General features: G+C 60.2%; 13 protein-coding genes and 1 pseudogene. 6 read left to right on the forward strand and 8 right to left on the reverse strand.

Annotated features, from left to right (window positions below; translation table 11 throughout):
- Positions 1 to 609 carry a cytochrome-c oxidase, cbb3-type subunit II gene (gene ccoO, locus ACYZT3_RS10720; protein ID WP_282380411.1) on the reverse strand — a complete coding sequence of 203 codons (609 nt, stop codon included), beginning with the start codon at positions 607 to 609 and terminating at the stop codon, positions 1 to 3.
- Between the two features lie 10 nt (positions 610 to 619).
- Complete coding sequence (gene ccoN / locus ACYZT3_RS10725) at positions 620 to 2,044, reverse strand: cytochrome-c oxidase, cbb3-type subunit I (protein WP_462032069.1); 1,425 nt, start codon at positions 2,042 to 2,044, stop codon at positions 620 to 622.
- A gap of 97 nt (positions 2,045 to 2,141) precedes the next feature.
- On the opposite strand from ccoN, the gene ACYZT3_RS10730 reads away from it, so the two are divergent.
- The gene (locus ACYZT3_RS10730) at positions 2,142 to 2,819 is read left to right on the forward strand and encodes an alpha/beta family hydrolase (RefSeq protein ID WP_282380407.1); all 678 of its coding nucleotides are present in this window, start codon (positions 2,142 to 2,144) and stop codon (positions 2,817 to 2,819) included.
- Positions 2,820 to 2,859: 40 nt separating this feature from the next.
- Here the strand turns inward: ACYZT3_RS10730 and ACYZT3_RS10735 are convergent, their stop codons facing one another.
- The 3 genes and pseudogenes from ACYZT3_RS10735 to acnA all read right to left on the reverse strand — a co-directional run bounded on the left by ACYZT3_RS10735 (position 2,860) and on the right by acnA (position 7,481).
- A complete protein-coding gene (locus tag ACYZT3_RS10735) occupies positions 2,860 to 4,425 on the reverse strand; it encodes a methyl-accepting chemotaxis protein (protein ID WP_282380405.1) in 1,566 nt (521 codons plus the stop codon).
- A gap of 103 nt (positions 4,426 to 4,528) precedes the next feature.
- Positions 4,529 to 4,612, reverse strand: a pseudogene (locus ACYZT3_RS10740) (CPBP family intramembrane glutamate endopeptidase); the annotation flags it as partial.
- A gap of 127 nt (positions 4,613 to 4,739) precedes the next feature.
- A complete protein-coding gene (gene acnA, locus ACYZT3_RS10745) occupies positions 4,740 to 7,481 on the reverse strand; it encodes an aconitate hydratase AcnA (RefSeq protein WP_282380403.1) in 2,742 nt (913 codons plus the stop codon).
- Between the two features lie 222 nt (positions 7,482 to 7,703).
- Between acnA and rlmM the strand changes: the two genes are divergently transcribed.
- Together rlmM and tusA are read left to right on the forward strand one after the other, a co-directional pair.
- Positions 7,704 to 8,777, forward strand: coding sequence for a 23S rRNA (cytidine(2498)-2'-O)-methyltransferase RlmM (gene rlmM / locus ACYZT3_RS10750; protein WP_282380401.1), 1,074 nt, complete (start codon positions 7,704 to 7,706; stop codon positions 8,775 to 8,777).
- A gap of 102 nt (positions 8,778 to 8,879) precedes the next feature.
- A complete protein-coding gene (gene tusA / locus ACYZT3_RS10755; protein ID WP_462032070.1) occupies positions 8,880 to 9,146 on the forward strand; it encodes a sulfurtransferase TusA in 267 nt (88 codons plus the stop codon).
- On the opposite strand, the gene ACYZT3_RS10760 is transcribed toward tusA, so the two are convergent.
- Positions 9,127 to 10,536 carry an MATE family efflux transporter gene (locus ACYZT3_RS10760; protein WP_282380397.1) on the reverse strand — a complete coding sequence of 470 codons (1,410 nt, stop codon included), beginning with the start codon at positions 10,534 to 10,536 and terminating at the stop codon, positions 9,127 to 9,129. The two genes, tusA and ACYZT3_RS10760, sit on opposite strands and share 20 nt — an antisense overlap.
- Before the next feature lie 317 nt (positions 10,537 to 10,853).
- Between ACYZT3_RS10760 and pdxB the strand changes: the two genes are divergently transcribed.
- A complete protein-coding gene (gene pdxB / locus ACYZT3_RS10765; protein ID WP_462032071.1) occupies positions 10,854 to 11,996 on the forward strand; it encodes a 4-phosphoerythronate dehydrogenase PdxB in 1,143 nt (380 codons plus the stop codon).
- A 99-nt stretch (positions 11,997 to 12,095) separates the two neighbouring features.
- On the opposite strand, the gene ACYZT3_RS10770 is transcribed toward pdxB, so the two are convergent.
- On the reverse strand, positions 12,096 to 12,275 hold the full coding sequence (locus ACYZT3_RS10770; RefSeq protein ID WP_282380393.1) for a PA1571 family protein: 180 nt from the start codon (positions 12,273 to 12,275) through the stop codon (positions 12,096 to 12,098).
- A 257-nt stretch (positions 12,276 to 12,532) separates the two neighbouring features.
- Between ACYZT3_RS10770 and ACYZT3_RS10775 the strand changes: the two genes are divergently transcribed.
- On the forward strand, positions 12,533 to 14,326 hold the full coding sequence (locus tag ACYZT3_RS10775) for an ABC transporter transmembrane domain-containing protein (RefSeq protein WP_462032072.1): 1,794 nt from the start codon (positions 12,533 to 12,535) through the stop codon (positions 14,324 to 14,326).
- A gap of 79 nt (positions 14,327 to 14,405) precedes the next feature.
- Here the strand turns inward: ACYZT3_RS10775 and ACYZT3_RS10780 are convergent, their stop codons facing one another.
- A complete protein-coding gene (locus ACYZT3_RS10780) occupies positions 14,406 to 16,334 on the reverse strand; it encodes a transglycosylase SLT domain-containing protein (protein WP_462032073.1) in 1,929 nt (642 codons plus the stop codon).
- Positions 16,335 to 16,547: 213 nt separating this feature from the next.
- Between ACYZT3_RS10780 and ACYZT3_RS10785 the strand changes: the two genes are divergently transcribed.
- Positions 16,548 to 18,464: an ATP-binding cassette domain-containing protein gene (locus tag ACYZT3_RS10785; RefSeq protein WP_282380387.1), complete on the forward strand. Its 1,917-nt coding sequence runs from the start codon at positions 16,548 to 16,550 to the stop codon at positions 18,462 to 18,464.
- Positions 18,465 to 18,472 lie beyond the last annotated feature (8 nt).

The raw sequence follows: 18,472 nt of genomic DNA on the forward strand, positions 1-18,472 counted from the left end.
TCACCTCTTGCTCTTGATGGATGTGCCAAGCACTTGCAGGTAAGCGACCAGTGCATCCATTTCGGTCTTGCCCTTGAGCGAGGCGACTGAGCCTGCGATGTCGTCGTCGGTGTACGGCACGCCGAGGGTGCGCATCGCCTTGATCTTGCTTTCGGTGTGGCTGCTGTCGAGTTGATTGTCCACGAGCCACGGATAGCCGGGCATTTTCGATTCCGGCACCACGTTGCGCGGGTTGTACAAATGCGCGCGGTGCCAGTCTTCGGAGTAGCGACCGCCGACCCGAGCCAGGTCCGGACCGGTACGTTTCGAGCCCCACAGGAATGGGTGATCCCAGACACTTTCACCGGCCACCGAGTAGTGGCCGTAGCGTTCGGTCTCGGCGCGAAACGGGCGGATCATCTGCGAATGGCAGCCGACGCAGCCTTCGCGGATGTAGAGGTCGCGACCTTCCAGTTGCAGCGCGGTGTAGGGCTTCATGCCTTCCACCGGCTTATTGGTCACGTCCTGGAAGAACAGCGGGACGATCTGGGTCAGGCCGCCAATGCTCACGGCCAGCACCATCAACAACATCAGCAGGCCGACGTTTTTCTCGATTGTTTCGTGTTTCATGGCGGCCTCCTCAGGCGATCTGCGCGGCAGCGGCGACTTCGGCAGGCTGTGAGGCCCGCACGGTGCGCCAGGTGTTGTAGGCCATCAGCAACATGCCGCTGAAGAAGATCGCACCGCCCACCAGTCGCACGACGAAGCCTGGGTGGCTGGCCACCAGGGTTTCGACGAAGGAGTAGGTCAGCGTGCCGTCTTCATTGACTGCGCGCCACATGAGGCCCTGAGCGATGCCGTTGACCCACATCGAAGCGATGTACAGCACGGTGCCGATGGTGGCGAGCCAGAAGTGCGCGTTGATCAGGCCGATGCTGTGCATCTGCGTGCGGCCAAAGATTTTCGGGATCATGTGGTACAGCGCGCCGATGGAGATCATCGCTACCCAGCCTAGGGCGCCAGCGTGAACGTGGCCGATGGTCCAGTCGGTGTAGTGAGACAGCGCGTTGACCGTTTTGATGGCCATCATCGGCCCTTCGAAGGTCGACATGCCGTAGAACGCCAGCGAGACCACGAGGAAGCGCAGGATCGGGTCGCTGCGCAACTTATGCCAGGCGCCCGAGAGCGTCATCATGCCGTTGATCATCCCGCCCCAGCTTGGCGCGAGCAGGATCAGCGACATCACCATGCCCAGCGACTGCGCCCAGTCCGGCAGCGCGGTGTAGTGCAAGTGGTGCGGGCCGGCCCAGATGTACAGGGTGATCAGCGCCCAGAAGTGCACGATCGACAAGCGGTAGGAATACACCGGACGCTCGGCCTGTTTCGGCACGAAGTAGTACATCATCCCGAGGAAACCGGCGGTAAGGAAAAAGCCTACGGCGTTGTGCCCGTACCACCACTGAACCATGGCATCGGTCGCACCGGCATACACCGAGTAGGACTTGGTGAAACTCACCGGCAGCTCAAGGTTGTTGACGATGTGCAGAATCGCCACGGTGATGATGAATGCACCGAAGAACCAGTTGCCGACGTAGATGTGCTTGGTCTTGCGCGTCGCCAGCGTGCCGAAGAACACCACGGCGTAAGCGACCCAGACGATGGTGATCAAAATGTCGATCGGCCATTCCAGCTCGGCGTATTCCTTGGAGCTGGTGTAACCCAGCGGCAAGCTGATGGCCGCCAGCAGGATCACCACTTGCCAACCCCAGAAGCAAAACGCGGCAATTTTCGGCGCGAACAGCTGGGTCTGGCAAGTACGTTGCACCGAATAGAAAGAACTCGCAAACAAGGCGCAGCCGCCAAAAGCGAAGATCACTGCGTTGGTGTGCAGCGGGCGTAGACGCCCGAAGCTGGTCCACGGCAGATTGAAGTTAAGTTCAGGCCAGACCAATTGAGCCGCGAGAAAAACCCCGAGGCCCATGCCGACGATGCCCCACACCACCGTCATAATGGCGAATTGGCGGACCACCTTGTAGTTGTAGGCGGTACTGATAGAAGTGTTCATGGTTCCCCATCCACGGTTCAGCCGAAGTGAAAGGCGTTTGCGCAAGGCAGACGCTCCCTTCGCCTGGAGTTATAGGCAGACTAAAAGCGAGGCAAGCATGGACAAAGAGCACAAGGCCAGTATTGACGGGGGTCAATGGGCGCAGTGTGTGGCGGAACATGGCTGGCTGTGGGACGCCGCCTCGGCGCCGTCATCGACGACGCTGATTCTGGCTCACGGTGCCGGTGCACCGATGGACAGTGGCTGGATGAACGACGTGGCTGCGCGCCTTGCTGCTCAAGGCGTCAATGTGCTGCGCTTCGAGTTTCCCTACATGGCACAACGGCGCATCGATGGTGGAAAACGTCCACCGAACCCTGCGCCAAAGTTGCTGGAGTGCTGGCGTGAGGTGTATGCCGTGGTGCGACGCCATGTCGCTGGACGTCTGGCCATTGGCGGCAAGTCCATGGGCGGGCGGATGGCGAGTTTACTGGCCGATGAGTTAGGGGTGGATGGGTTGGTGTGTCTGGGTTATCCGTTTTATGCGGTGGGCAAACCGGAGAAACCTCGGGTCGAGCATCTGGCCGCGCTCAAGACACCGACGTTGATAGTGCAGGGTGAGCGGGATGCGCTGGGGAATCGTGAGGCCGTCGAGGCTTATACGTTGGCACCGAGTATCGAGGTGTTCTGGCTGGTGGCGGGGGATCATGACTTGAAGCCGTTGAAGGCTTCGGGGTTTACGCATGAGCAGCATTTGGAAGCTGCGGCGCAAAAGGTAGCTGATTTCCTTGGTTAAGCGATCGTTCCCACGCTCTGCGTGGGAACGATCAGGACGATCAGCGGTTAAACCGCTCCACCAACGAATACTGAGTATTCGCCGTCTTCGTCAGCTCTTCACTCAACAACGCCGAGTGTTGAGCCTGTTCCGACGTCTGATCCGCCAGTTGCGAGATGTTGCTGATGTTGCGGCTGATTTCTTCGGCGACAGCGCTTTGCTCTTCGGTTGCGGCGGCAATCTGGGTAGTCATGTCGGTGATGTTGGCCACCGCTTCGCTGATCCCCACCAGTGCCTGGTCCGCTTCCAGTACCCGCGCCACACCTTCTTCGGCCTGGCGATGCCCGGCTTCCATGGTTTGCACCGCGGTGCTGGCGGTTTGCTGGAGCTTGGCGATCAGCGCGTGGATCTGCCCGGTGGATTCGCTGGTGCGTTGCGCCAGTTGACGGACTTCGTCGGCAACCACCGCAAACCCACGCCCCATCTCGCCGGCACGGGCCGCTTCGATGGCGGCGTTCAAGGCCAGCAGGTTGGTCTGGTCGGCGATGCCTTTGATCACATCGACCACGCCACCGATTTCGTCGCTGTCCTTGGCCAGTTGGTTCACGGTCATACCGGTTTCACCGACCACCACCGACAGACGCTGGATGGCTTCGCGAGTTTCCCCGGCGATGTCGCGGCCGCGACCGGTGAGGCGATTGGCTTCCTGGGTGGCGTCGGCAGTGCGTTGCACGTGGCTGGCGACTTCTTGAGTGGTAGCCGCCATCTGGTTGACGGCGGTGGCCACTTGCTCGGTTTCGACGCGCTGGCGTTCCAGGCCGGTGGAGCTTTTGTGCGCCAGGGTGTCGGACTGTTTCGCTTGCTCGGTCAGGTGCTCGGCGGTGTCCTGCAGACGGGTCAGGCAGGTTTTCAGGCGGGCTTCCTGGCTGAGGATCGACATCTCCAGACGTGCTTGAGCGCCACGGCTGTCGGTGTACATCTGCGCGATCAGCGGGTCGGAGGTCGTCTGTCCGGCCAGTTGCAGCAGACGCTTGAGGCCGCGCTGTTGCCAGCTCAAACCCAGCAAGCCCAATGGCACAGAGAGACCGGCGGCCAACGCAAAACCCCATTGGGAGTTGAGCGACGCACCGATCATGAAGCTCAGTTGGCTGACCAGAATGAACGGCAGCCAGTCCTGCAGCACCGGCAGCCATTTGTCTGTTGAAGGAATCGCCGACTTGCCCTGGTTGATGCGTTGGTAGAGTGCTTCGGCACGCTGGATCTGTTCGGCGGTGGGTTTGATTCGCACCGACTCGTAACCGACCACCTGGTTGCCGTCGAAAACCGGTGTGACGTAGGCGTTAACCCAGTAGTGATCACCGGTTTTGCAGCGATTCTTGACGATGCCCATCCATGGCAAGCCTTGTTTCAGTGTGCCCCACATGTGCGCGAACACCGCGGCCGGAACGTCAGGGTGACGGACCAGGTTATGCGGCGCACGGATCAGCTCTTCACGAGAAAACCCGCTGATCTCGACGAACGCATCGTTGCAGTAGGTGATCACGCCTTTGGCATCGGTGGTGGAAATCAACCGTTGCTGAGCCGGGAAGGTCCGTTCGCGTTGTGTATTGGGTTGGTTGTTACGCATGGCAGTTTCAATCCGCAAGGCTTTGACTGGTTGTCGGCGCTGTCAGGAATTAGTTGAAATTTTTTTTCAGTAATCAGCATTGCGTCGCAAAACGGCCATTGCGTCAGCCGGCGAGCATCGGATAGGTGAACAGGCCGAAGTGCAGCAAGTTCGAGCCGAAATGGGTGGCGATGGCGGCCGCCAACCCAGCACGACAGTGATCCCGGCCCACCAGCCGAGTCGGCCGCAGATCAGTGGATGTTGCGAGGGGGGCGATTATAAGCAGCACACAAACAAAAACACCGCCCGAAGGCGGTGTCTGTGTCAGCAGGCTGTTACGAGGCAATCAACTGCCGCAACACGTAATGCAAAATCCCCCCTGATTTGAAGTACTCCACCTCGTTAAGGGTATCGATCCGGCACAGCACCTCGATTTTCTCGCGGCTGCCGTCTTCACGGGTGATCACCAGCGTCAGGTTCATCCGCGGTGTCAGCTCGACGCCTGTCAAACCCAGAATATCCAGCGTCTCCTTGCCGGTCAGGTTCAGGCTCTTGCGGTTTTGATCCAGCTTGAACTGCAAGGGCAACACGCCCATGCCCACCAGATTGGAACGGTGAATCCGTTCGAAACTTTCGGCAATGACCGCTTTCACACCCAGCAGATTGGTGCCCTTGGCCGCCCAGTCGCGGCTCGAACCGGTGCCGTATTCTTGCCCGGCAATCACCACCAGCGGCGTGCCTGAGGCTTGATAAAGCATGGCCGCGTCGTAGATCGGTATTTTCTCCCCGGTGGGCATGTAGATCGTATTGCCGCCTTCTTCGCCGCCGAGCATCTCGTTACGGATGCGGATGTTGGCAAAGGTGCCGCGCATCATCACTTCATGATTGCCGCGACGCGAGCCGTAGGAGTTGAAGTCCCGCGGTTCTACGCCTTTCTCGCGCAGGTAATGGCCCGCCGGGCTGTCAGCCTTGATGTTACCGGCCGGGGAGATGTGGTCGGTCGTCACCGAGTCGCCGAGCAGCGCGAGGACCTTTGCACCGACGACGTCTTTGACCACCGGCGCCGGGCCACCGATGTCATTGAAAAATGGCGGGTGCTGGATGTAAGTCGAATCGTCTTGCCAGACATAGGTCGCCGCTTGCGGCACTTCAATCGCCTGCCACTGCTCGTCGCCGGCAAACACTTCGGCGTATTCCTTGTGGAACATCGCGGTGTTGACCTGGTTCACCGCGTCGGCGATCTCTTGGGTGCTTGGCCAGATGTCCCGCAGAAAAACCAGATTGCCCTCTTTGTCGGTACCCAAAGGCTCGCTGCTGATGTCGATGCGCACCGTGCCGACCAGCGCGTAAGCAACGACCAGCGGTGGGGAGGCCAGCCAGTTGGTTTTCACCAGAGGATGCACGCGACCTTCGAAGTTGCGGTTGCCCGACAGCACCGAGGCGACGGTCAGGTCGGCTGCCTGAATGGCTTTCTCGATGGGCTCCGGCAAGGGGCCGGAGTTGCCGATACACGTGGTGCAGCCGTAGCCGACCAGTGCAAAACCCAGTTCATCAAGGTACTGGGTCAGGCCGGCAGCCTTGTAGTAGTCGGTGACCACTTTCGAGCCTGGGGCCAACGAACTCTTGACCCACGGTTTGCGCTTGAGGCCTTTCTCCACGGCTTTCTTCGCCACCAGGCCGGCGGCCATCATTACGCTCGGATTGGAAGTGTTGGTGCAGGAGGTGATCGCGGCGATCACCACCGCGCCGTTTTTCAGGCGATAAGTCTGACCGTCGTACTCGTAGTCCGCTTCGCCGACCAGATCGGCATTGCCCACCGCGACGCCACCGCCGCCTTCACTTTCGAGACGACCGACTTCCTTGCTGGTGGGTTTGAATTGCAGTTCGATGAAGTCACTGAACGCTTGCGCGACATTTGGCAGCGATACCCGGTCCTGGGGGCGTTTCGGCCCGGCAAGGCTGGCCTCAACACTGCCCATGTCCAGCGCCAGGCTGTCGGTGAACGCCGGTTCCTGGCCCGGCAGGCGCCACAGGCCCTGAGCTTTGCTGTAGGCCTCGACCAGTTTCACGGTTTCGCTGGGGCGACCGGATAGACGCAGATAGTCCAGGGTGATGTCGTCCACCGGGAAGAAGCCGCAGGTGGCGCCGTATTCCGGGGCCATGTTGGCGATGGTCGCACGGTCGGCCAGCGGCAGGTCGGCGAGGCCGTCGCCGTAGAACTCGACGAATTTGCCGACCACGCCTTTCTTGCGCAGCATCTGGGTGACGGTCAGCACCAGGTCAGTGGCGGTGATGCCTTCCTTGAGCTTGCCGGTGAGTTTGAAGCCGATCACTTCCGGGATCAGCATCGACACCGGTTGGCCCAGCATCGCCGCTTCCGCTTCGATCCCGCCGACACCCCAGCCGAGCACACCGAGGCCGTTGATCATGGTGGTGTGGGAGTCGGTGCCGACCAGAGTGTCCGGGAAGGCATACGTGCGGCCGTCCTCTTCCTTGGTCCAGACCGTGCGCCCCAGGTATTCCAGATTCACCTGGTGGCAGATCCCGGTGCCCGGGGGCACCACGCTGAAGTTGTCGAAGGCGCTTTGGCCCCAGCGTAGGAACGCATAACGTTCACCGTTGCGCTGCATTTCGATGTCGACGTTCTGTTCGAAGGCACTTGAACTGCCGAATTTGTCGACCATCACCGAGTGGTCGATCACCAAGTCTACCGGCGACAACGGATTGATCCGCTGTGGGTCGCCGCCGGCCTTGGCCATCGCGGCGCGCATGGCGGCGAGGTCGACCACGGCAGGCACGCCGGTAAAGTCCTGCATTAATACCCGCGCGGGACGGTATTGAATTTCGCGGTCGGAGCGACGCTCCTTGAGCCAGGCGGCAATCGCCCTGAGATCGGCGCCGGTGACGGTTTTTTCGTCTTCCCAGCGCAGCAGGTTTTCCAGCAGCACTTTCAACGACATGGGCAGCTTGTCGAGATCGCCCAGGCTTTTGGCGGCATCCGGCAAGCTGAAATAGTGATAGGTCTTGTCGTCGATTTGTAAGGTTTTAAGGGTTTTCAGGCTATCGAGGGACGGCATTGAAATAACTCCTTTGGGTCCGCACGGCTACGGACTGACGGGACAGACAGAGCCTTTAACCTAGCCCTGTTCATTCGTTAAAGCTAATAACTGGACTCTATGGCCGAGTCCAAGGTTGCGAACTCGGCTATCATGCGCCGGTTTTCGTGACAGGCTTTGCTTCAACGCAAGTCTGGGCATCGCGCAGTGGCTGAATTCTTCGCCAACTGCCCAGGAGTAAGAATGAACACCCTCTTTATGCATTGCCGGCCGGGCTTCGAAAGCGAAGTCTGTTCCGAGATTGCCGAACACGCCGCGCGGCTGAACGTGGCCGGTTATGCCAAGGCCAAGACTGCCAGCGCCTGCGCTGAATTTATCTGCACCGAAGAAGACGGCGCCCAGCGCCTGATGCGTGGTCAGCGTTTCGCCGATCTGATCTTCCCGCGCCAATGGGCTCGCGGGATCTTCATTGATCTGCCGGAAACCGACCGCATCAGCGTAATCCTCGCCCACATGGCAGACTTCCCGCTGTGCGGCAGCCTATGGCTGGAAATGGTCGACACCAATGATGGCAAGGAACTGTCGAACTTCTGCAAGAAGTTCGAAGGCCACCTGCGCAAGGCGCTGATGGCGGCTGGCAAACTGGTTGAAGATGCCCATAAACCGCGTCTGCTGCTGACTTTCAAAAGTGGCCGCGAAGTGTTCATGGGACTGGCCGAGTCGAATAACTCGGCGATGTGGCCGATGGGCATTCCGCGCCTGAAGTTTCCGCGTGAGGCGCCGAGCCGTTCGACGCTGAAACTGGAAGAGGCGTGGCACCACTTCATCCCGCGCGATCAGTGGGATGAGCGTCTGCACAGTGATATGACTGGCGTCGACCTTGGCGCCGCGCCCGGCGGCTGGACCTGGCAACTGGTCAATCGCGGCATGCTGGTGACCGCGATCGACAACGGTCCGATGGCCGAAAGCCTGATGGACACCGGTCTGGTGCAACACTTGATGGCTGACGGTTTCACCTTCAAGCCCAAGCAACCGGTGGACTGGATGGTCTGCGACATCGTCGAGAAACCGGCGCGCAACGCCGCGATGCTGGAAGAATGGATTGGCGAGGGGCATTGCCGCGAAGCGGTGGTCAACCTCAAGCTGCCAATGAAACAGCGTTACGCCGAAGTGAAGCGATTGCTGGAGCGCATTGCCGACGGGTTCAAGGAGCGCGGTATTCGGGTCGAGATCGGCTGCAAGCAGCTGTACCACGACCGTGAAGAAGTGACGTGCCACTTGCGCCGGCTCGATGTGAAGAAACCCAAGTCCCGCTGATTTTGTGCACTGATCGTTCCCACGCAGAGTGGGAGCGATCAGCTGTCAGTGACTAGACACCCGGCAATGCGCGACAATGCCGGCACGTTTCAGGAGTGACTCATGAGTGAAATGATAGATGCGCCGGTAGACGGCACCCTCGACGCCACCGGCCTCAACTGCCCGGAACCGGTGATGATGCTGCACCAGCATATCCGTGACCTGGCGCCCGGCGGTCTGCTGAAGGTAATCGCCACCGACCCGTCGACCCGTCGCGACATTCCAAAGTTTTGCGTGTTTCTCGACCACGAACTGGTCGCGCAGCACGAAGAGGCAGGCACCTACCTCTACTGGATCCGCAAGAAATCGCTTAACCTGCCGAATGACTGATACGAATCCGCTTGCGTGCGCTGCGCGTCAGGCGGATCGACAGCATCAGCGCCGCGCAACTCAAGCCGACGATCAAACCCTGCCACAGCCCGCTCGGGCCGCCCGGCGTACCAAACCAGTCGGTCAGGCCCAGCGCGTAACCCACCGGCAAACCAATCCCCCAGTAAGCGAACAGCGTCAGGATCATCGTCACCCGAGTGTCCTGATAGCCGCGCAACGCACCGGCTGCAGTCACCTGGATCGCATCGGAGAACTGGAACAGCGCCGAATACACAATCAGCATTGCCGCGACCTGAATCACCGTCGGATCAGCTGTGTAGATCGTTGCGATGTGTTCACGCAGCAACAGCATCATGCTCGCGGAAACGCACGCATAAGCCAGCGCCGTGCCCATGCCGACGCCGGCGGCGAAGCGTGCTTCACGAGGTTCACCACGGCCCAGTGCCTGGCCGACGCGCACGGTGACGGCCATTCCCAGCGAGTAAGGGATCATGAACACCAGGGAGCTGACGTTCAGCGCAATCTGGTGGCCCGCCACGACAGTCGCGCCGAGGCTGCCGATAAGGAGGGCAATCACCGCGAAGATACTCGATTCGGCGAACACCGCAATGCCGATCGGCAGGCCGATGCCCAGCAGGCGTTTGATCACCGACCATTGTGGCCAGTCGAAGCGGCTGAACAGCTCGCTTTTCTGGTAGGACGGCGCCCAGCGTGTATAGGCCATCATGCCGAGGGCCATGAACCACATCACAATCCCCGTCGCCCAGCCACAACCGGCACCGCCCATGGCGGCCACGCCCAAGTGGCCATAAATGAAGACGTAGTTCAGCGGGATGTTCAACGCCAAGGCGCACAAACCGAGGATCATCGCCGGGCGAGTGCGGCCCATGCCGTCACTGAAACAGCGCAACACATGGTAGAACGCGACCGCTGGTAAACCGGCGGCAATGCCGTGGAGGTATTGCATGCACGGGCCGATCAGCTCGGGGTCGACCTTCATGATGTGCAGGATGGGTTCGGCGGCGATGAGCATGCCGGTCGCCATCAACCCCACCACCAAGGCCAGCCACAGCGCCTGACGCACAATCGGGCCGATCTCGCTGTGGTTGCCGGCGCCGAAACGCTGGGCGACTTTGGGCGTGGTGGCCAACAGAGTGCCGGTCATCAACAGAAACACCGGCACCCAGATCGAGTTGCCCAGTGCCACGGCCGCCAGATCCCGTGGCCCGACCCGACCCGCCATCACCGCATCGACGAAGCCCATGGCAGTGGTCGCCAGTTGCGCGATCATGATCGGCAGGGCCAGGCCGAGCAGATTTTTCAGCTCCAGGCGAACCCGGGCCGGGCGGGTGAGGGAAGTAGCGGCGAGGCGGTCAGTCACGGAATTCAAGGGCGAAACGTCCAAAGATATTGATGCGCTAGGCGGCGCATTCTACGCCCTGACGCAGTGGTCAGGAAAAGAGCTGTGTTGCGGATTTGTAATCGACGTACGACGCAGTCCCTGTAGCAGCTGGCGAAGCCTGCGTTCGGCTGCGTAGCAGTCGCGAGACCTGAGCATGCGATTTTCCTGAATCACCGCAGAGCCTGATTTCACGACTGCTACGCAGCCGAACGCAGGCTTCGCCAGCTGCTACAGGACTGTGCAATGCTTGCTGGCTCACACTGGTCGTCTCCGCCTACACTGCCGATCCGCCAAAGGAGCCTGCCATGCTGATTGTTGCCGACGAAAATATCCCGCTGCTCGATGCCTTCTTTGAAGGTTTCGGTGAAATCCGCCAAGTGCCGGGACGCTCCATTGATCGCGCCACCGTCGAACAGGCCGATGTGCTGCTGGTGCGTTCGGTGACTAACGTTAACCGCGCGTTGCTCGAAGGCAGCAAGGTACGCTTTGTCGGCACCTGCACCATCGGCACTGATCACCTGGACCTGGATTACTTTCAGCGGGCCGGCATCACCTGGTCCAGCGCACCTGGCTGCAATGCCCGCGGCGTGGTCGACTACGTGCTCGCCAGTCTGCTGACCCTGGCCGAAATCGAAGGCGCTGACCTGACGCAGCGCACCTACGGCGTCGTCGGTGTCGGTGAAGTGGGCGGCCGTTTGGTCAAGGTTCTGCAAGGTCTGGGCTGGAAGGTGCTGGTCTGCGATCCGCCAAGACAGGCCGCTGAAGGTGGCGATTACGTCAGCCTCGAACAGATCATCGAGCAGTGCGATGTCATCAGTCTGCACACGCCGTTGAAGAAACACGGCGCTCAGGCGACCTGGCATCTGTTCGATAAAAACCGATTGAACCGGCTCAAATCCGGTACCTGGCTGATCAACGCCAGTCGCGGTCCGGTGGTGGACAACGCCGCCCTGCGCCAGGTGCTGCTGCAACGTGAAGACCTGCAAGCGGTGCTGGACGTTTGGGAGGGCGAGCCTGAGGTCGATGTGGCGTTGGCCGATCTCTGCGTGCTGGCGACCCCGCATATCGCCGGTTACAGCCTTGATGGCAAACAGCGCGGGACCGCGCAGATCTATGAGGCGTATTGCACATTTATCGGGCAACCGGCCCAGGTCGCCTTGAGCGATTTGCTGCCGTCGCCGTGGTTGTCGCAAGTGACCTTGAACGCTGAAAGCGATCCGGCCTGGGCGCTGGCCATGTTGTGCCGTGGCGTGTACGACCCGCGCCGCGACGATGCGGATTTCCGTCGCAGCCTTGTAGGCAGCGTGAACGAGCAGCGTGCGGCGTTTGATTCACTGCGCAAGCATTATCCGCAACGACGGGAGATTGATGGGTTGAAGGTGCAGGTTGACGGGGATTCTGCGGTATTGCGGCAGATCGTAGCAGCCTTAGGCGCAACAGCAATCTAAAGATCCTGACCGGGCCCCTGCAAAAGCTACAAAACAACCAACCAACCAACCATAAAAAACCCGGCCGTCAGGGGCCGGGTCAAGAAGAAGGTGGCTATATCACTTTTGTTCGGCAGGCTTGACCAATCGCTGCTCCAGTTCGCGGCAAGCGTCCTGGATCATGCCTTCAGTGATCGGTACTTCGTGCCCATCCTTATCGATCATTGAGCAACCCAGAGACTGGTCTGGCTGTGTGCGGATCACTTCAATCTTGTCATCACTGCTGTTTTGCAAGGACATGGCCTGTCTCCTCATCAGGTTGTGTGCTTACTGTAGAACCGCCAAGTGACCGGGCTGTGACAACTCCCTGCGATCTTTTCTGGACGGCGACATCAGTCCACCAGAAATACCGCGGTGTTGCCACCCGGACTTTAGACCAATACCGTCTAGGGCCTAGTCTTTGCGGTCATAATTAACCTGACTCATTATGATTTACAGCGTTCAATCTCATCGACCGGTGTACGCTTCGCGTCAAACCCTATTGGTTGCGCCATCGAATGATCTCCATCCTCTCATCCCGTCAACGGCGCGCCATGCGCCTGGCTTTGCGTTTCGTCGCGCCCTATCGATTGCCGGCCTTCGGTGCCTTGCTCGCATTGATCGTCACGGCGGGCATCACCTTGTCCATGGGGCAGGGGATTCGCCTGCTGGTGGATCAGGGTTTCATGACTCAGTCACCGCATTTGCTCAACCAGTCCATCGGCCTGTTTATGCTGCTGGTGGTCGGCCTTGCGATTGGCACCTTTGCGCGTTTTTACCTGGTCTCATGGATCGGCGAGCGCGTTGTCGCGGACATCCGCCGTCAGGTGTTCAACCATCTGATCTACCTGCACCCAGGATTTTACGAAGACAATCGCAGCTCCGAAATTCAGTCGCGCCTGACTGCCGATACCACGTTGCTGCAATCGGTGATCGGCTCTTCGCTGTCGCTGTTTCTGCGCAATCTGTTGATGGTGATCGGCGGGATCGTCCTGCTGTTTATCACTAACCCCAAGCTCACTAGCATCGTGGTGGTCGCGTTGCCGTTGGTGATCGCGCCGATCCTGATCTTTGGCCGTCGGGTGCGTAGCCTGTCGCGCCTGAGTCAGGATCGGATTGCCGATATTGGCAGCTATGTCTCCGAAACCCTGGGCCAGATCAAAACCGTGCAGGCCTACAACCATCAGGTCCAGGACGAACAGCGCTTTGCCGTAACGGTGGAGGACGCCTTCAGCACCGCTCGCAAGCGGATCTTCCAGCGGGCCTGGCTGATTACTCTGGTGATCGTGCTGGTGCTTGGCGCGGTCGGGGTGATGCTCTGGGTCGGCGGAATGGATGTCATCGCCGGGCGGATTTCCGCGGGCGAGCTGGCAGCGTTTGTGTTTTACAGCCTGATCGTCGGCAGCGCATTCGGCACGTTGAGCGAAGTGATCGGCGAACTGCAGCGTGCCGCCGGCGCCGCCGAGCGGATAGCCGAGTTGCTGCGCTCGGAGAACATTATCCAGCCACCGACCACTGGCCTGGTGACCTTGCCTGAACGGGTGAAGGGTGACCTGGTGCTGCAAGACGTGCGCTTTTCCTACCCCTCGCGTCCCGAGAGCTATGCCGTTGATGGTTTGAATCTGACCATCAATGCTGGCGAAACTGTTGCATTGGTAGGACCCTCCGGTGCCGGCAAGTCGACGGTGTATGACTTGCTGCTGCGCTTTTACGACCCGGTCGAAGGACGCATCCTGCTCGATGGCGTGCCGCTGACTCAACTCGACCCGTTGGACCTGCGCCGCTGCTTCGCCCTGGTCTCGCAAACGCCGGCACTGTTCTTTGGCAGCATCGAAGAGAACATCCGCTACGGCAATCCGACGGCAACCCTGGCCCAGGTTCAGGACGCGGCGAAAATCGCTTACGCCCACGACTTCATCGAGCAAATGCCCAACGGCTACCAGACCCATCTTGGCGACGGTGGCCTCGGTTTGTCCGGCGGCCAGCGCCAGCGCTTGGCCATTGCTCGGGCGCTGCTGGTCGATGCGCCGATCCTGCTGCTGGACGAAGCCACCAGCGCCCTCGACGCGCAGAGCGAACACCTGATCCAGCAAGCCCTGCCGAGCCTGATGAAAAATCGCACCACGCTGGTCATCGCCCACCGGCTGGCTACAGTGAAAAACGCTGACCGGATCGCGGTGATGGATCAGGGGAAACTGGTAGCGGTGGGCACACATCAGGAATTGATTGCGAGCAACGCGCTGTATGCGCGGTTGGCGGCGTTGCAGTTCAGTGATGGGCGCCATGCCCCAACCGACCCAGTAACCGACTAAGTAACCGACCCAGTAGAGCTCCCAAAAAAATGCCCGCATCAATCGACGCGGGCATTTTTGTCAGCGCTTCACAGCAGACTCATTGATCGTCAAAGTAGCGCTCATGCCAATCCACCAGTGGCTGCGGTGAGTTGAGCTTCTGGCCGTAGATCACCGAATACGACAGCACGTTCTGCACGTACTGGCGGGTTTCGTCGAACGGGATGCTTTCCACCCACACGTCGAAGCTCAGGTGGTCCGCACCGCGCAGCCACTGACGCACGCGGCCCGGGCCGGCGTTGTAGGCGGCGGAAGCGAGGACGCGGTTGCCGTTGAACTGACTGTGGACCTGGCTCAGGTAAGCGGCGCCGAGTTGGATGTTCTTGTCCGGGTCGAACACTTGCTGCGGCGAGGCCAGCGGGATGCTGAACTTGCGCGAGGTCTCCTTGGCGGTGCCGGGCATGAGTTGCATCAGGCCGCTGGCGCCGACACCAGAACGGGCGTCGACCATGAAAGCACTTTCCTGACGGGTGATGGCGAACACCCAGCTCGAATGCAGGCCACGAACCTTGGCTTCGCGCACCAGGGTTTCGCGGTGGGCCATCGGGAAACGGATGTCCAGGTCGTCCCAGTACTTCGCCTGACTGATGGTGCGGATTGCCGGAAAATACCATTTCAGGTCGTAAGCCAGTTTCGCCTGGGCAACCATTTCGTCGCGGCTGAAGTGGCGGCTGACGTGGTACCACTCGCGGCGACCATCGACGATCTGTCCGCGAGCGTGAAACTCAAGCGCCCGACGCACGCCTGGGGTATTGCGGACCTTGTTGATCAGCGCCTGACTGAGCACCAGCGGTTTGTTGTTCAGCGAGTAGGGCAACTGCGAGCGATCCGCCGCGAGGAACCCATAAAAATCACGTTCGCGGGCGAGGCCCTTATAAAGCGTCTGCGCTTCCGGGTTCTGCGGCTGCGCCAGTTCCAGGCTACGGGCCTGCCAATAGCGCCAGCGATTGGTGGTCGCCAGATCCGGCGGCAGGCGGCGAGTCAACTGATAGGCATCGTCCCAGCGGGCCAGGCGCAGCAACAGACGCAAGCGCCATTCGGACACCGTGTTGTCACGCAGTTCCGGGTCGTATTTAGTCATCATGTCCAGCGCGCGGCTGTCGAACCGTTTAGCCAGGGACAGGCCGATTTCCCGGGCGATCGCCACTTTTTCGTCACGGGAGAAGTGCATGCTGCTGGCATAACTATCGAGCATCTGCATCGCCCGGTCAGGATCCTGCCGCGCCAGACGGCGCAGGCCAAGGCTGACCACGTCGGACATCGGCTCGTCGGCCGGAATGAACCGTGAAGGAGCGTTGAGCAGTTCGGGTTTCTGCGCCACCTCCACCAGCAAACGACCGCGAGGGGCGAGGGTGGTCAGTCCGTTGACCAAGCTGTTGGCCAACGGATAGTTGCGTGCCTGGGCGGCAAGCTTGGCGCGCTCCCAGCGTTTCTGCTCGGTCAGTTGACCTTCGGCGGCCCAAATACCAAACAGCGCATCGCACGCGGCGGGTTGGGATTTGCCGGTCAACCAGAGTTTATTGGCGTTGGCGTAACCCTCGGATTTCTGGTTATGCCCGATCTGATACTGCGCGTTCAGGCAGTCCAGTTCGGTGAAATTGAGCTTGGGGTCGTAGTACTTGACGAAGGTCGCCCAGTCGCCGCGTTCGGCCAGCCAACGCAACCAGCGCAACTTCATCCAGTTGGCCTGGGGCAGGTCACCGTGCTCGGCGAGGAATTTCTCGATTTCGGCATTGCTCGCGGTTTTAAGGCGGGCGGTCAGTTCGTCATACGCCAGGTACGGCTCAAGCGGGTAATCGCGGAGGGCCTGGCTGTAACGGAAATAAGGACCGGTATCCCCCTTGGCGAGGGCACGCTTGGCTTCATCGTAATACTGGCGCTGGGTGGACAGGTCCACCGCCTGGGCGGTTTGAACGGCAGTGGCAGAAAGAAGAAAACAGGATAAAAGACTGAAAAGGCGACTGCGCATGAGACGTCCGGGCAGAGAAATCATGACAAGCGCGGGCAATGCCCGCGCTGAATTACCTGTAGCTTAGCCTTTTGCCAGCAGCGGGCGAAAGCTTTGCCGGCCTGTCAGCATCAGTTCGCAACATTTATCATGCAGAGTGCCACGAAGGTGAAATTGCCGGCCTTCTGAAGCCTCAAGTCAGGTAGAATGCGCGCCCGGTTTTTGGAGAAGCTCATGACCCTGCTCAAATTCAGCGATGTGTCCCTTGCTTTCGGCTCTATGCCGTTGTTGGACAAGGTGTCCTGGCAGATCGCCCGTGGAGAGCGGGTGTGCATCATCGGCCGCAATGGCACTGGCAAGTCCAGCATGATGAAGCTCGTCAAGGGCGACCAGAAGCCTGATGACGGTTCTGTTTGGCGTGCACCCGGCCTCAAAATTGGCGAATTGCCGCAAGAATTGCCGGTAGCCGACGAGCGGACTGTGTTCGACGTGGTGGCCGAAGGCCTGGACGGTGTCGGCGAGCTGCTCGCGCAGTATCACCACCTCAGCCAGAACATCGTCACCGACGCCGACCTGGACAAACTGATGCACGTCCAGCACGACCTCGAAGCCCGTGACGGCTGGCGTTTGCAGCAATTAGTCGACAGCACCTTGAGCCGTCTGCAGTTGCCGGCCGACAAGACCCTCGCCGAGTTGTCCGGCGGCTGGCGTCGTCGCGTCCTGTTGGCTCAGGCTCTGGTTTCCGAACCCGATCTGCTGCTGCTCGATGAACCGACTAACCACCTGGACATCGGAGCAATTGCCTGGCTCGAAGAAGCGCTGAAGGATTTCCAGGGCGCCGTGCTGTTCATCACGCACGACCGTTCATTCCTGCAGAACCTCGCCACCCGCATTCTCGAACTGGATCGCGGTGGCCTGATTGACTGGAACGGCGACTACGCCAGCTTCCTCGTTCACAAAGAAGCCTCTCTGGCGGCTGAAGATACGGCCAACGCGCTGTTCGACAAAAAACTGGCCCAGGAAGAAGTCTGGATCCGCCAGGGCATCAAGGCTCGTCGCACCCGTAACGAAGGCCGCGTGCGCGCCCTCAAAGCCCTGCGCAACGAGCGTAGCGAGCGTCGTGAGCGCAGCGGCAAGGCCAATATTCAGCTGGACACCGCTGACAAGTCCGGCAAGCAGGTAATGGTCCTCGACAACGTGAGCTTCGCTCACCCGGGCGGCCCGTTCCTGATCAAGGATTTCTCGATGGTCCTGCAGCGCGGCGACCGTATCGGTCTGCTCGGCGCCAACGGTACCGGCAAGACAACCTTGCTGAAACTGATGCTCAACGGGCTCCAGCCAACCAGCGGCACAGTGGAAGAGGGGACGCGTATCGACGTGGCCTACTTCGACCAGTTGCGTCATCAGCTGGACCTGGAAAAAACCGTAATCGACAACGTCGCAGAAGGTCGCGACTTCATCGATATCGATGGTCAGAGCCGTCACGTGCTGAGCTACCTCGGCGACTTCCTGTTCAGCCCGCAGCGTGCCCGCACGCCGGTCAAGGCGCTGTCCGGTGGTGAGCGCGCCCGTCTGTTGTTGGCCAAACTGTTCAGCAAGCCAGCGAACCTGTTGGTCCTCGATGAACCGACCAACGACCTCGACGTCGAAACCCTCGAGTTGCTTGAAGAGGTCTTGCTGACCTTCAACGGTACCGTGCTGATGGTCAGTCACGACCGGGCATTCCTCGACAACGTGGTCACCAGCACCCTGGTCTTCGAAGGTGAAGGCAAGGTTCGCGAATACGTCGGTGGTTATCAGGACTGGCTGCGTCAGGGCGGCTCGCCGCGCCTGCTGGGCGTGACCGAGAGCAAGTCTGGCAAAGCCGACCTGACCTCCGCGGTCGTGACAGCCGAAGCTGCGCCCGTTGCTGCGGTAGAAGCGCCGGTGGCGAAGAAGAAGCTCAGCTACAAGTTGCAGCGTGAGCTGGAAATGTTGCCGGCTCAGATCGAAGCCATGGAACAGCAGATCGCTACCGTTGAGGCGCAAATGGCCGATGCCGGTTTCTATCAGCGTCCTGCTGCCGAGACCGCTGCAGTGATCGCCCAGTTGGAGCAGTTGCAGGCTGAGCACGATGTAATGGTCGAGCGCTGGGCCGAGCTGGATGCCTGATTGATCCT

The organism is Pseudomonas sp. MDT1-16 (assembly GCF_054898115.1).

Coding starts and splice junctions, on each gene's coding strand:
- ccoN (WP_462032069.1), bottom strand. CDS start 2,044: ATGAACACTTCTATCAGTACCGCCTACAACTACAAGGTGGTCCGCCAA.
- ACYZT3_RS10735 (WP_282380405.1), bottom strand. CDS start 4,425: ATGCGTAACAACCAACCCAATACACAACGCGAACGGACCTTCCCGGCT.
- acnA (WP_282380403.1), bottom strand. CDS start 7,481: ATGCCGTCCCTCGATAGCCTGAAAACCCTTAAAACCTTACAAATCGAC.
- ACYZT3_RS10780 (WP_462032073.1), bottom strand. CDS start 16,334: ATGCGCAGTCGCCTTTTCAGTCTTTTATCCTGTTTTCTTCTTTCTGCC.
- tusA (WP_462032070.1), top strand. CDS start 8,880: ATGAGTGAAATGATAGATGCGCCGGTAGACGGCACCCTCGACGCCACC.
- ccoO (WP_282380411.1), bottom strand. CDS start 609: ATGAAACACGAAACAATCGAGAAAAACGTCGGCCTGCTGATGTTGTTG.
- ACYZT3_RS10770 (WP_282380393.1), bottom strand. CDS start 12,275: ATGTCCTTGCAAAACAGCAGTGATGACAAGATTGAAGTGATCCGCACA.
- rlmM (WP_282380401.1), top strand. CDS start 7,704: ATGAACACCCTCTTTATGCATTGCCGGCCGGGCTTCGAAAGCGAAGTC.
- ACYZT3_RS10730 (WP_282380407.1), top strand. CDS start 2,142: ATGGACAAAGAGCACAAGGCCAGTATTGACGGGGGTCAATGGGCGCAG.
- pdxB (WP_462032071.1), top strand. CDS start 10,854: ATGCTGATTGTTGCCGACGAAAATATCCCGCTGCTCGATGCCTTCTTT.
- ACYZT3_RS10785 (WP_282380387.1), top strand. CDS start 16,548: ATGACCCTGCTCAAATTCAGCGATGTGTCCCTTGCTTTCGGCTCTATG.
- ACYZT3_RS10775 (WP_462032072.1), top strand. CDS start 12,533: ATGATCTCCATCCTCTCATCCCGTCAACGGCGCGCCATGCGCCTGGCT.